14 protein-coding genes are annotated in these 12,080 nt (G+C 73.4%); 4 read left to right on the top strand and 10 right to left on the bottom strand.

Going from position 1 to position 12,080, the window contains the following annotated elements; genetic code table 11:
- Positions 1-16: 16 nt before the first annotated feature.
- The 5 genes from ACSNOB_RS15965 to ACSNOB_RS15945 all read right to left on the bottom strand — a co-directional run bounded on the left by ACSNOB_RS15965 (position 17) and on the right by ACSNOB_RS15945 (position 3,899).
- A complete protein-coding gene (locus tag ACSNOB_RS15965) occupies positions 17-490 on the bottom strand; it encodes a molybdenum cofactor biosysynthesis protein (protein ID WP_436687349.1) in 474 nt (157 codons plus the stop codon).
- A gap of 230 nt (positions 491-720) precedes the next feature.
- Positions 721-1,395, bottom strand: a complete 675-nt coding sequence (locus tag ACSNOB_RS15960) for a M23 family metallopeptidase (protein WP_436687348.1) — start codon at positions 1,393-1,395, stop codon at positions 721-723.
- Positions 1,396-1,546: 151 nt separating this feature from the next.
- On the bottom strand, positions 1,547-2,788 hold the full coding sequence (locus ACSNOB_RS15955) for an RNA polymerase sigma factor (RefSeq protein WP_436687347.1): 1,242 nt from the start codon (positions 2,786-2,788) through the stop codon (positions 1,547-1,549).
- Between the two features lie 67 nt (positions 2,789-2,855).
- Positions 2,856-3,221, bottom strand: coding sequence for a YciI family protein (locus ACSNOB_RS15950; protein ID WP_436687346.1), 366 nt, complete (start codon positions 3,219-3,221; stop codon positions 2,856-2,858).
- A 42-nt stretch (positions 3,222-3,263) separates the two neighbouring features.
- Positions 3,264-3,899: a DUF998 domain-containing protein gene (locus ACSNOB_RS15945; protein WP_436687345.1), complete on the bottom strand. Its 636-nt coding sequence runs from the start codon at positions 3,897-3,899 to the stop codon at positions 3,264-3,266.
- A gap of 152 nt (positions 3,900-4,051) precedes the next feature.
- Here ACSNOB_RS15945 and ACSNOB_RS15940 point away from each other — a divergent pair, with 152 nt between their 5' ends.
- Positions 4,052-4,477 (top strand): hypothetical protein, encoded by a 426-nt coding sequence (locus tag ACSNOB_RS15940; protein ID WP_436687344.1) that lies wholly within the window; start codon positions 4,052-4,054, stop codon positions 4,475-4,477.
- A gap of 136 nt (positions 4,478-4,613) precedes the next feature.
- Here the strand turns inward: ACSNOB_RS15940 and ACSNOB_RS15935 are convergent, their stop codons facing one another.
- Positions 4,614-5,291, bottom strand: coding sequence for a macro domain-containing protein (locus tag ACSNOB_RS15935; RefSeq protein ID WP_436687343.1), 678 nt, complete (start codon positions 5,289-5,291; stop codon positions 4,614-4,616).
- A gap of 158 nt (positions 5,292-5,449) precedes the next feature.
- Between ACSNOB_RS15935 and ACSNOB_RS15930 the strand changes: the two genes are divergently transcribed.
- Positions 5,450-7,066: an ADP-ribosyltransferase domain-containing protein gene (locus ACSNOB_RS15930; protein WP_436687342.1), complete on the top strand. Its 1,617-nt coding sequence runs from the start codon at positions 5,450-5,452 to the stop codon at positions 7,064-7,066.
- Positions 7,067-7,194: 128 nt separating this feature from the next.
- Positions 7,195-7,761, top strand: a complete 567-nt coding sequence (locus ACSNOB_RS15925) for a GNAT family N-acetyltransferase (RefSeq protein WP_436687341.1) — start codon at positions 7,195-7,197, stop codon at positions 7,759-7,761.
- Here ACSNOB_RS15925 and ACSNOB_RS15920 read toward each other — a convergent pair.
- Positions 7,736-8,194, bottom strand: a complete 459-nt coding sequence (locus ACSNOB_RS15920) for a hypothetical protein (protein ID WP_436687340.1) — start codon at positions 8,192-8,194, stop codon at positions 7,736-7,738. The two genes, ACSNOB_RS15925 and ACSNOB_RS15920, sit on opposite strands and share 26 nt — an antisense overlap.
- A gap of 90 nt (positions 8,195-8,284) precedes the next feature.
- Between ACSNOB_RS15920 and ACSNOB_RS15915 the strand changes: the two genes are divergently transcribed.
- Positions 8,285-8,695, top strand: a complete 411-nt coding sequence (locus tag ACSNOB_RS15915; RefSeq protein ID WP_436687339.1) for a MerR family transcriptional regulator — start codon at positions 8,285-8,287, stop codon at positions 8,693-8,695.
- Between the two features lie 56 nt (positions 8,696-8,751).
- Here ACSNOB_RS15915 and ACSNOB_RS15910 read toward each other — a convergent pair whose 3' ends face one another.
- Genes ACSNOB_RS15910 through ACSNOB_RS15900 form a run of 3 tightly spaced genes read right to left on the bottom strand, consistent with a single transcriptional unit; the run spans position 8,752 to position 11,980 of the window.
- Positions 8,752-9,618: a hypothetical protein gene (locus ACSNOB_RS15910; RefSeq protein ID WP_436687338.1), complete on the bottom strand. Its 867-nt coding sequence runs from the start codon at positions 9,616-9,618 to the stop codon at positions 8,752-8,754.
- A complete protein-coding gene (locus ACSNOB_RS15905; RefSeq protein WP_436687337.1) occupies positions 9,615-10,868 on the bottom strand; it encodes a hypothetical protein in 1,254 nt (417 codons plus the stop codon). The genes ACSNOB_RS15910 and ACSNOB_RS15905 overlap by 4 nt, the downstream gene beginning before the upstream one ends.
- Before the next feature lie 50 nt (positions 10,869-10,918).
- Positions 10,919-11,980 carry a GlxA family transcriptional regulator gene (locus ACSNOB_RS15900; protein ID WP_436687336.1) on the bottom strand — a complete coding sequence of 354 codons (1,062 nt, stop codon included), beginning with the start codon at positions 11,978-11,980 and terminating at the stop codon, positions 10,919-10,921.
- Positions 11,981-12,080: the final 100 nt, after the last annotated feature.

Below are 12,080 nucleotides of genomic sequence, written 5' to 3'. Positions count from 1 at the left end.
ACGGAGGGCGGCCCGGCTACCGCCCGACCGCGACGTCGACCGGGCCGACGCGCAGGATGCCGTCGTTCAGCGGCGTGCAGCGGACGCCGCCCCTGCCGCGCAGCGCCTTCCACGCGCCGGGGCCGACGGTGACGTCCATCCAGGCGCAGGGATGCGCCGGGCGGTTGACCCGCAGGCTGACCGGGCCCTCCCCCGAGTCCAGGGTCAGCACCGTCCCGACCAGTTCGTCGACGGCGATGCCGGCGGTGAGGACGTTCCGCCTGACCTGCGCCAGGTCGACGCCGGGCGGCAACGACTCCCGCGCGATCACGGTGACGCTCGCCTCCCGGTGCGCCGGCTTCCCGAAGTACCGGTCGCCGACGATGCCCAGGCCCGCCCGGACCCGGACCTCCTCGACCAGTTCGCCGGGCGGCGCCGGCGCCGGGCCGTCCGCGGGCCGGCCGACGTAGCGATGCACCGGCGAGGCCAGCAACTGGACGATCCGCGGCATGACCCCGAGTCTACGAAGCGGCCACGGCCGGTTGGGTCGGGTCGCTCAGCACCGCGCCACCGGTGGCCTCTCGGTGAGCCGCTAGCTGCTGCGGCGGGTCGCGCTGGCCGCCCGACCCGCCACCGACGCGGAACTGCTGCGCGCCCTGCCCCCGCCGCCGGCCCACGGCCGGCTCGACGCGCTGTGGACGTGGTCGCGCGAGCACACCCGACCCGGCGTCGCCCCGACAGCTACCGTTGCCCGCTCGCGCAGTTGTTGCTCGTACGCCTGACCGTGTATTCGGTGTCGTCGTGGGTGATGCCCGACGGGACGCCGTCGAAGTAGCTCTCGACCTTCTCCCAACCCCGGCGCTGCTCGTAGTGCAGGTGCGGCGCGCCGGAGTTGCCGGTGCTGCCGAGCCGCCCGATCTGCTCGCCCTGGGCGACCCGTTGACCGACCCGGACCAGCGGCGGTTCGAGCAGGTGGAGGTACTGCGTCTCCCACTTGCCGCCGTGGTCGATCTTCACCCAGTAGCCGCCGCCGCGACCGCGCGGGCCGTTGGGGTTCTCCGGTGTGCGGCCGCCCAGCGACCCGTTGATCCCCGCCACCGTGACGGTGCCGGCGTAGGACGCGAGCACCGGCCGCCCCCACGCCTCGCCCTCGGTGGGGAAGAGGTCGACGTCGTAGTCGTCGTGGCCGGGATAGGTGCCGAGCTGCCAGGTCTCGCCGCAGGCGACGGGAAGCTGGAAGAGCGGGCGCGGGCCCGCCGGGCGCAGCAGCGGCACGACGACCACGGCGGCGACGTAGACGACGGCGGCGAGCACGGCCGCGACCACGCCGATCAGGACGGCCCTTCGAATGCGGCGGGGGGCGCGGCGGTGGCTGCGGGGGGTGGTCGGCTGGCCGGTCGTCACCGTCCAGAGCATGGCAGATTCCCGCAAGGCGTCCGCTGGCGGACGACCCGGGATGGCGGCCCGCGTCCCACCCGGATGGCGGCCCGCGTTTCGGCCGGGGTGGCGGCCCGCGTCTCGGCTGCCGGGCGGCTTGAGCGGGGCCACCGCCCGGTGGCTGGTGTCGTCAGCCGAGGCGGTCGGCCCGCCCCAGCAGGTACCGCCGCTCGACCTGGTTCTCCGTCAGGGCCGCCGCCTGACGGTAGAGCGTCGCCGCACCGGCCGCGTCGCCGGTCTCCTGGAGCAGGTGGGCGCGCACCGCGCGTTCCCGTTGCCGGGTCAGTGGCTCCCGGTCGAGCAGGAAGCGCCGGTTCAGGTCGTCGAGCAGCGCCAGCCCTCGGGTCGGCCCGTACGCCCGGGCCACCGCCACCACCCGGCTCAGCCGCACCGGCGCGGAGGGGGCGAGCCGTTCCAGCCACAGGTACAGCGCCGCGATCTGCGGCCAGTCCGTCCGCTCCGGCGACGCTGCCGCGGCGTGCACGGCCGCGATCGCCGCCTGCAACTGGTACGGGCCCACCTCCCGCCGGCTCCAGACGCCGTCGATCAGCTCGGTGCCCTCGCGGATCAGGGCGGCATCCCAGCGAGACCGGTCCTGCTCGTCCAACGGCACCAACTCGTCGTCGCCGCCGGTGCGGGCGGTCCGCCGCGACTCGGTGAGCAGCATCAGCGCGAGCAGGCCGGTCACCTCGGCGTCGTCGGGCACGCGGTCGTGGAGCATCCGCGTCAGCCGGATCGCCTCACGGGTCAGGTCGAGGCGGGCGAGTTCGTCGCCGGCCGACGCCGTGTAACCCTCGTTGAAGATCAGGTACAGCACGCGCGTCACGGCGGTCATCCGACTGTCCCGGTCGGCGTCGGTCGGTGGGGTGAAGCGGGCGCCGGCGCGGGCCAGTTGCTGCTTGGCGCGACTGATCCGGGTACCCATGGTGGCTTCGGCCACGCCGTATGCGTGCGCGATCTCGGCGGTCGTCAGGCCGCCCACGGCGCGCAGCGTCAGCGCCACCTGGGAGGTGGCGCTCAGCGCGGGGTGGCAGCAGAGCAGCAGCAGGGTCAGGCTGTCGTCGGCCTCCTGCGGGGCGGACGGCCGGCGGGCCGGTTCCCGCATGGCCAGCTCGGCCATTCCGGCTTCCTGCTCGCGGCGGCGGCGGGCCTGGTCGGAGCGGAGCATGTCGACCATCCGGCGGTAGCCGACGCGGATCAGCCAGCCGCGCGGATCCTCCGGCACGCCGTCGACCGGCCACGTCCGACTCGCGGTGAGCAGGGCCTCCTGCACCGCGTCCTCGGCGATGTCGAAGCGACCGAACCGGCGCACCAGCGCGCCGAGCACCTGTGGCGCCTCCGTGCGCAGCAGGTGCTCGACGTACGCGGTCACGCCGGACCCGCCTCTCCCGCGCCGGCGCGGCCCGCCGACCGTGCGGGACGCCGGTGGGCGCGCCGCGTCATGCCGTGAAGTCCGCGCCCATGATCGGCCGGATCTCGATCGGCTCGCCCAGCACCTCGACGATGCGCGCGGCGATCTCGACAGCCCGCTCGTGGCTGGCCACGTCGATCACGGCGAAGCTGGCCAGGACCTCCTTGAGCTCGGCGAACGGTCCGTCGGTCGCGACCACGCCGTCGCCGGTACGCCGGACGGTGGTGCTGACCGCCGGGTGGCCGAGGCCCTCGCTGCTGACGAACTCTCCGGTCCCGACGAGTTCCCGCTCGAACTCCTGGTACGCGGCGAAGGCGGCCATCGCCTCCTCGGACGGGGTGTCGGCGGCGTCCCACGCGGCGGTCGGCGTGTAGCCGAGGAGCAGATACTTCATGGTCATCCTCTTCGTGGTCGTCTCCGGTGACGGTAGCCAGGGTCAGGCGAAGCGGCGCAGCGACAGCGCGAGAACGGTCGTCCAGGAGAACGCGACCAGGCCGTTCACGGCGATCTGGATGCTCGTGTGATCCGGCGACACGGGCGTGAGGAGGACGAGCGCCACGGCGCCGTGCGCCACTGCCGGCAGCACGCTGCGGTGGCGGACGCACCGGACGGCCAGCACGACGGCGGCGACGGCCAGCGCCGTGAAGGCGACGGCTGCGGCGGTCGAGTGCGCGACGCTGTGCCAGGACATCTGAGTGACCGGCGCGTCGGGGGTGCCGGCCGGGAAGCCGTGCTCGGGATCCATCGGGAACGTCCCGGCGGCGACCAACCCGACACCGAAGGTCCCGACGAGGATCGGCAGTGCCCGCCGACCGACGCCGACGGTCAGCGTTCGCCGGATGCCGGCGGCCAGCGCCGTGGCGCCGAGTCCGGCGAGTACGAACGTCGCGATCTGGATCCAGCCGAGGTGGCCGGTGGCGAGCTGGCTGATCGGGTGCCTGGTGATGTCGAAGCCCTCCCGGGTGAGCATCTGGGCGACGGCCGAGGTGACGAAGACCGGGCCGGCGAGGGCCCCGGCGAGGAGCAGGCGGTCGACCGGGGGGCGGACGGCGGGGACGGCGGGGGTGGCCATGACTTCCTCCTCTGAGCGGGTTACCGCCGCTACCTCGGAGCCGGTGCGCAGGCTTCGACACCGCTCGGCAGTGACCGCCGTCACAGATGGCGGTTGTCGAGAACCGGGGGTCGGCTCCGAGGTAGCGGCAAGCACCCACCAAGGAGGAAGCGATGTCCGAGACTCAGCAGCCGAGCGCCGAGCTCAAGGCCCTGGACCGCCTGGTCGGCACCTGGGCGGTCACCGGCGGCGCCGAGGGAACCGTGACGTACGAGTGGATGGAAGGCGGGTTCTTCCTGCTCCAGCGGGTCGCGCTCACCCAGTTCGGCCAGCCCGTCACCGGCCTGGAGGTGATCGGGAACCTGCGCCCGTTCGGCGAACCGGTCGGCGCGGACGTGGTGTCGCGGTTCTACGACTCGACCGGCAACACCCTCGACTACGTCTACGAACTGGTCGGCGACACGTTGACGATCTGGGGCGGCGCGAAGGGCAGCCCGGCCTACTACCGGGGCACGTTCAGCGCCGACGGCACCACGGTCACCGGCGAGTGGGTCTACCCCGGCGGGGGCGGTTATCCCTCGACCATGACCCGGCTCTGACGGCGGCCGCGCGCCGGCCCGAGGACGGTGGCCGTCTCCCGACACGGAAGCCACCGCTTTCCGGCCGGCGCGTCCCACCGGTGCCGACGACCCGTCCCCGGCCACCGCCTCGGGCTGGCCGGCGGTCGAGCGCCGATCAGCGGCGGGAGCCCGGCCGCGTGGGGGCCGTCACCCGCACCCGCTCCTCCTCGGGGCGGCTGTCGATGTCGTCGAGCTGCTCGCAGACGGTCTTCCGCAGGTCGTCGTAGTCGCGGAAGTAGTAGTCGTTGAAGAGCGTGTAGCCGGTCCACATCAGGTTGGCGCAGACCCGAGCCGGCACCCGGCCCGTCGCCGCGCCCATGCCGACCAGCGCCACCGACGTGATGCTGCCCGGCGCCCTCTCGTTCTGCACGTGGATGGCCTGGAACGCGGCGGCGCACGCCAGCGCCACGTTCAGCGTCTCGCTCACGTTCTGCACCGAGTGCTCCATCGTCGGCGTCGAGATCAGGGACTTCGGATTGGTCGCGCCGGACGGCACGCAGACCGCGCTGCCCACCGGCAGTGTCCCCCCGAACTGGTCGCGGATCGCCCGCTGGACGCGCAGCTGGATCCCCGCTCCGAGGTGCCGCTTGATGGCCGCGTCGACACCGCCGTCCATCCGGCCCCGGGAGTTGGTCGGGCTGACCCAGGCGTCGACCTCGCGGGTCAGGATCGAGCCCTTGTGGATCTCGACCTCGGGGGTGTCGGCGAAGGCCGCCCGCCACGCCTGCACCACCTTCGCGTTGACGTCTGTCAGCACTACCTTGAGCAGCGGCTTCTCGCGGTCGACGGTCATGGCTCACTCCGGATGGGGATGGGTCTCTCCGACGTGGATCAAGCTATCGCCACCCACCGACATCGGTGTCGTGCCTGTCACCCCTCGGCGGCACAATGCCCCCACCTTGATCACCCGTGCCGTCGGACCGGCACGGTCCGCCACTCCGGGAGCCCGCGATGAGCGACACCACCGCCCCCACTCCGCCCGACCCGAGCGACCCGCTCGCCCTCGCCGACCTCTTCACCGGCGGCGGCGCGCCGTGGCTGCCGCTGTTGAAGCCGGCCATCGAGGCGCAACCCGACGCGGCCACGTTCATCGGCCCCGGCCGCAGCGCGCAGGTCGTACCCGTCCGGGAACTGACCTTCCAGGCGCTCAAGCCCAACCCCCCGCACAAGTGGAAGGTCGTCGTCTTCGGCCAGAACCCGTACCCACGGCCCGAGAGCGCCACCGGCATCGCCATGTTCGACAACACCTTCCACGACTGGAAGGACAGCCAGTTCGGCCGGGTGGTGAGCATCCGCTGCATCATCAAGGCGGCGGCGATGTGGAAGTACGGCATCCCCAAGAAGACCCCGATCGCCGACATCCGTGCCCTGCTGCGGGAGCACGACACGGTACAGCCGCCGGAGTGGTTCCAGGCGATGCTCACCCAGGGCGTGCTGCTCCTGAACGCGGCGCTGACCGCCAGCAGTGACGGGGCGATGGCCACCGACCGGCACACCGCGTTCTGGCGACCGGTCGTCGAGACGCTGGTCGAGGAGATCCTGAAGGCCAAGCAGCACGCCGACGAGGAGGACCGGGGCGTGGTGTTCGCGTGGTGGGGAGCGCACGCCCGCAGCCTCAAGCAGGTCGTGCAACGGCTCGAGAAGAAGTACCCCGGCGTAGAGGTCCGCCACATCGACCATCCGAACCCCGCCGCCCAGGGCGACATCTTCTGCGACGGGAACCACTTCGCCGACGTGAACGCGGCCCTGAGGACGCTGGGCGCCGACGAGATCGACTGGCTGCCCAGCAAGGGGTGGAGCAGGTCGACGGCGCACGCCGCCGGCACGGACGCGGGGACGGCCGACCGCATGGGAGAGTTCATCGCCTCCACGATGGAACTGCACAAGCTCTATCTGGAACGGCTCGCCAGCGTCAAGGACGAGGGGCTCGTCCTGCCCGCGATCACGGGCGTGTTCGACACCCCGCTCATGGACTTCCGTACGGCCGTCGCCCCGGTGGCCGGGCTGCTGTCGGGCCTCGACTGGCACGTGGAGCAGTCGCACCGGTTCGGCGAGAAGCAGGCGGACGGCGCGGCCGACAGCCTCCCCGCCGACGAGGCCGCGGCCCTCTACCTGTACACCTGCGAGTCGGCGTTCTACCGGCAGATCAACGCCACCCTGCGCGACCCGGACCGCAGCCGGATCGTCCCGTACCTGCCGTACCTGCGACTGCTGTTCGCCGCGGTGTCGCGGCTCCCGTCCCGCACCGAGCCGCTGTGGCGCGGGGTGTCGCTGGACCTTCGGGCGCAGTACCCGCTGGGCCGGACCGTGACGTGGTGGGGCGTCTCCTCGTGCACGTCGAAACTCAGCGTCGCCCAGGCGTTCCTCGGCCGCCGCGGCAAGCGGACCCTCTTCGAGGTGCTACCCGCGCGGGCCGTGGGCATCCGCGGGTTCTCCGCGTTCACCGGCGAGGAGGAGTTCATCCTTGCCCCCGGCACACAACTCAGGGTGACCGGCGTGAAGGCCGAACGCGGCGGCCTGTGCACCGTCACGCTCACCGAACTGGCCGAGCAGCGCCTGGTCGCCTGAGCCCCCGCGACGGGCAGTACCCGGTCCTGCCGAGCGGTGGGTCGTCCGGCGCCCGCCGGCCGCCCACCGCCCGGGCAGCGGTTCGGGCGGTGGGCGGCCCGACGCGCGTGGAGCGCTATCGTCACCGCATGCCCGAACTGGTCGCGCCCACCGTCCGGCTACACGCCGCCTGGCGCGAAGCGCGTGACGACTGGGGCCCCGGCGTCCACGAGGACGGCTTCGGGCTGCTGCCCTCCGACGAGGTCGACACGCCCGCCGGGTTCGCGGCCTGGGTGGACCGGTTGGCGGGCGAGTCGGACCCGGCCAGGCCGCTGGGCGGCGACCGGGTGCACTGCACCTACCGATGGATCGTCGACGGCGACCGGGTGCTCGGCGGGATCGCGCTGCGACACGGGCTCAACGACTTCCTGCTGCGGATCGGCGGCCACATCGGCTACGGCGTCCGGCCGTCCGCACGCCGGCGGGGCCTGGCCACCTGGGCGCTGGGCCGGATGCTCGGCGAGGCACGGGCGCTCGGCCTGGCCCGGGTGCTGGTCACCTGCGAGGTGGACAACGTCGCCTCGGCGAGAACGATCGAGCACCACGGCGGTGTCCTCGAGGACGTCCGGGACACCGAACTCGGCGCCGTACGGCGGTACTGGATCGAGCTTCGCTCATCGTCCCCTCCGGTCAGCGGCGAGCGGCGGGGCTGCTGAGCTGACCGGACGCGGCGGTGCGCCAACTCCCCCACCACGGCAGGAGCTGGACGAGGCCGAACGTCACCTCGACGGCGAGGAACAGCCACAGCAGCCGGAAGGCACCGTGGGCCAGCGCGTACGCCTGCCACGCCGCGAACAGGGTGCGGGCGACGCCGTCGAACAGCCCGTACGAAGGCTGCACCCGAACGACGCGCAGGACGGCCCATACGACGACGACCGACCCCATCAGGTTCGCGTACAGGGTCTGGATCGGATCGAGGGCGGGCAGGACGCCCAGCCCGAGCGCGCTGCCCAGCCGCGACAGCGCGCCGTGCAGCAGCGCGTACGTCCACGGCGTCGCGAAGCCCGCCGTCACCACGAGGTCGTACCAGGCGCTCGCGCGAACGAGGCGAAGGTAGGCGGGGCGGGAGGGGGCGAATTTACCGGTCACGGCGAGGCTCCTGTTGGTCTGGCTGCGGGACGCCCGACGGTAAACCTTGGAGTACGCTCCAAGGTCAAGTCCACGAGCCGGCGGAGCGTCATGCGTATCGGGGAACTGGCCGCGCAAGCGGGTACGAGCACGGACACCATCCGGTTCTACGAGAAGGTCGGCCTCGTCGCGGGTCGCCGGCTGCCCAACGGGTACCGCGACTTCCCACCCGAGACGGTGGCGTGGCTGCACTACGTCCGCACCGCGCAGGCGCTCGGCTTCTCACTGGCGGAGATATCGCGGAACCGCGAGCAACTGCGCGACGCGCCCGACGAGGCGGCGGCCCTGTCGGCGCTCTTCCGGGAGAAGATCAGTGTCATCGACGCCCGGATGGCCGAACTCGCCGCCCTGCGGGCCGAACTCGCTGCCCGCGTCGACACGGGATGCCCGTTGCGGGCGCCGAGCCACGCCGAGGACACCGCGCCTCACGTCGGGTCGTCCGCCGGTACGCGGCGCACCTGATCGTCCGGCCGGAAGCGCCGTCCGCGCCGGGCCGGGGCGACAGGAGTGATCCGGCCCTATCGCCGCCCGGCGGGGGGAAGGTCCGTGGCGGCACAGGCCTTCCGGTCGACGGCACAGTCGAGGCGGGCGATGCCGTCAGGGTTCCAGACGTACTGCACCGCGTAGTCGCCGGGCTCGCCGGCGAACCCGGTCATCCGGAACGGCGCGCGGCCGGCCGGCGGGACGACCACCTCGTGCTGGTTCCCCCGGTACCGCAGCTTCAGGCGCAGGCGCCAGGCGCACTCGCAGCGGGTGGCCCGCGACAGCACGGCGCCCACCCAGACCTCGCCCCGGGCCAGCGTGACGCGCTTGGCGGCGAAGTAGGGCGTGCCGCTCCCGGCCGCCGTCGCCACCGGGATCGCCGCGTCGAGGTTCACCTCCATCGCGCCGTTCTCCGCCTCCCCCTGCGGCGGTATGGCGAACAGGGTGCCGGTCCGCACCGGATCGCGTGCCACGACCTCCACCGTCATGTCGACGACCGCGATGCCGGCGCTGCGCCGGCCCTCCAGGGTGAGCTTCGTCCGGGAGTGCCCGGCCGGCACGAACCGGGGGTCCCGCAGCGGTTCCGGCGGCTCCGCGGCGACCGCCTCGGCGGCAGCCAGGTAGACACCGCTTCCCGAGGGCAGGATCTCGGTGTCGACCTGGACCAGCGGCGCGCCGAACACGTCCAGCACGCGATCGGAGACGTACGGGATCACACCGGGGACGACGGTGGCGATGGCGGTCGTCGCCACCAGCGCGGCCAGGGCCTTGGTGCCCCGGGACAACTGCGCCCAGCCCGTTGCCTTCTCGTCCTCGCCCGTCGGTTGCGTCGTCGGTTCCGGGGCTGCGGCTGCCCGGCCCGGGCGCCGGTTGCGGCGGGTACCGGATCGCGATCTGCTCATCGCGGCCCCCGTTCGGGGGTGGGCGGCTCCGCCGCCGGCAGGTCCGCGTCGGTCGGCGGGTCCGAGGTGGCGGAGAGGGCCGCGGCCGCCGCCAGCAGGGCGGCCACGAGGACGTCGTTCGGTATGCCGGCTCCGGGCGCCGCGTTCCCGGTGGGCGCGGGCTGAGCCGCGACCGGCTGGTCGGCTCGGGACGGGCGGATGGGCATGAGGGCGAGGCTGAGCGCGACGGCGACCATCGTCAGGATGCCGAGCCCGTGACCGACCCCCGGCGCAAGGGCGGCGTGGCCGTGGCCGGCCTGGAAAGGCGTCAGGTGCAGCGGTCGCCACAGCAACAGGTAGCCCAACATCAGGCCCACGGTGACCGCGGCCGCCACGGTCAACCCGGTACGCCGCAGCCATCGTGCCGCGGCGGGCGCGAGCAGCGCGAGCACGGTGAACACCAGGCAGGCGACCAGACCGGCGCGGTAGGCGGCGATCCACAGCTGGACGTCGCCGCGATCGGGGCCGAGCGGGTCGAGGTCGGTCGAGCCGTCGAGCGCCGGCACGAACCGGTACCAGGGCGTCACCGCGGCGGCGACCGCTCCGACGACAGCGAGCACGACGCTGGCCGGGAAGGCGACTCCGCGCGCCCGCCGGAGCATCCGGCCGACGCCGGCGGGAATGTCGAGAAGCTCGAGGTCCTGTCGCGACCGGCTGGAACCGCCCAGCCCGCCCGCCACCAGGCTCAGGCCCACCACGTAGAGCAGGCAGCCCGTCGACGGGAACACGCCGCCCACGGTCACTCGCTCCGGCAGGTGGGTGACCGGCTCCCGCACGAGGAGGGTCGTTCCCTCGACGAGGTGGACGGTCAGGAGGAGAGCGGCCACCGCCCCGGCGGCCGCGACCGTCGAGTAGGGAAACCAGAGGTACGACGACAGCCGGCCGACCGACCCGAAACTGAGCGCGACGCCGACTCCGACGACGATCAGCACGAGAGCCGCCATCGGCGCCGCGAAGGGATGGAGGTCGGAGAGCTGGGCGACGTGTCCGGAGCCGCCCCTCGAAGCCGGCGTGACGGTTGCCCACGGCAGCGTGAGGCCGGCCAGCGCGAGTGCACCACCCGTGGCCGCGAGGACCAGCCCGCCGACCCAGAGGGCGTCGAAGCCGCCCGCCGTGGGCGGCCTGAGCGGGCCGGGGCCGCCCGGAAGCGCCCCGGACGGGAAGCCGTCGGTGGCCCGGTCACCCATGCCCTCACCCCCGATGGACAGCACCGGAAGCAGATCCTATCGATGACGGCCGTCCGGTCGGTGCACCGGCCGACTCAGCGGGCACGGCGCGACGACCCGCCGACGCCACGCGCGGCGGCACCCGTCGTCGTGCTGTCGCAGCGTCCCGCCGCACAGGTCGTGGACGTCCGCGCCGCCGCGCCACGGGCGCCGAAGGCCCGCCGGTAGGCGCGGGGCGGGATGCCGCGCCGCTTCACGAACTGCCCGCGCAGCACGGCGGAGTTGGCGTAACCGACGCGGCGCGCGATCTCGTCCAACGGCAGGGCGGTCCCTTCGAGGAGTTCCTCGGCCCGGGCAAGGCGCTGCTGAAGCAGCCAGGCGTGCGGTGTCGTCCCGGTCGCCGCCTTGACCCGGCGCAGGAAGGTGCGCCGGCTCATGACCGCGCGGGCGGCGAGTTCCTCGACCGGGACGAGCCGGTGCAGGTTCTCCGCCGCCCAGGCGAGCACCTCGGCCAGGCGCTCGTCGTCCCGGCTGACCGGCAACGGCGCCTCCGTGTACTGCGCCTGGCCGCCGGTGCGCGGCGGCGGCATGACGATCTCGCGGCCGAAGGCGTTGGCGACGGAGATTCCGTGCTCCCGCCGCAGCAGGTGCAGGTACATGTCCGGGGTGGCGCCCGAGCCCGCGCCCGTGACGAGCTGGCCCTCGTCGACGAAGAGAGGGTCGGGGAGCACGGTCACGGCGGGATGCCGGGCGGCGAGTTCCTCGGCGTGCTGCCAGTGCGTGGTGGCGCGCAACCCGTCCAGCAGGCCGGTCGCCGCCAGGAGGAAGGAGCCGACGCAGCTGCTGGCGATGATCGCGCCCCGGGCGTGGGCGTCCTGGATCGCGCCGAGGACCTCCGGCGAGGGCTCGTCCCGGAAGCGGTCCCCGGGCAGGATCAGGATCAGTTCGCCCTTGACGAGGCGGTCGAGGTCGTGCGCGACGGGAAAGGACAGCCCGAGATCGGTCCGCACCGCGCCGGGCCGGTCCGCGCAGAATGCCAGGTCGAAGCCGGGGGTGCGGGGGCCGCAGGGAGCGCCGAAGAACTCCCCTGCCAGCCCCACGGCGAGTGTGCTGACCCGATCGGGGACGTAGGCGGTCACCGAAAGGAATCCACTCATGAAACCGTTCCCTTGCGTTGCGCCAGCGACGGGCATCGCTGTCTCCTGCGCCCGCTCCGCGCGGCAGGAATCGATACGGTTCATGATCCAGGGCCTGCGC

This window comes from Micromonospora sp. URMC 106 (assembly GCF_051386395.1).
Taxonomy (GTDB): domain Bacteria; phylum Actinomycetota; class Actinomycetes; order Mycobacteriales; family Micromonosporaceae; genus Micromonospora.
Note: the sequence above shows the minus strand (reverse complement) of the source record. Positions and strands in the feature narration are given on the sequence as shown.